Here is a 345-nt window from a genome sequence, read left to right as displayed (position 1 = left end):
ATGCTAGGCACCCCAACAGAAATCCACGTGTACCGCGGTGACTCGATCAATGAGGATGGGGCAACCATTGCGTAGTCGGCGCGGAGCGTCCGTTGTGATCGGCGTCCTGGCGGCGGCTCTCCTCGCCGGTTGCGCCCCCTGGTTCCCCGCGTGCTCCATGCCCGACATCCGCCCGCCTCACATCACCGTCGACACGTCGATCTGGCTCCGTCTGCATCCGGGCGGCACGGTCCACGCATGTTACGCCGGCTCCTGCGACCACGAAGACGGAACCAGGCCGACGTTCGAGGTCCTGGTTCCGAACGAGGCGGACCACACCAAGGAGCACAACCTGGCGGTCACGCT

The 345-nt window shown here is 65.8% G+C and carries 1 protein-coding gene; it reads left to right on the top strand.

The window, feature by feature from the left end; genetic code table 11:
• Positions 1-94: 94 nt before the first annotated feature.
• On the top strand, positions 95-345 hold a 251-nt coding region (locus SB717_RS34305), incomplete at its 3' end, for a hypothetical protein (RefSeq protein ID WP_410907306.1).

The sequence above is a fragment of the Priestia sp. SIMBA_032 genome (genome assembly GCF_046535215.1).
In the GTDB taxonomy this organism is placed as follows: Bacteria; Bacillota; Bacilli; order Bacillales; family Bacillaceae_H; genus Priestia; species Priestia aryabhattai.
The sequence above is the reverse complement of the archived record's forward strand: the minus strand, read 5'-3'. Positions and strand labels throughout refer to the sequence as shown.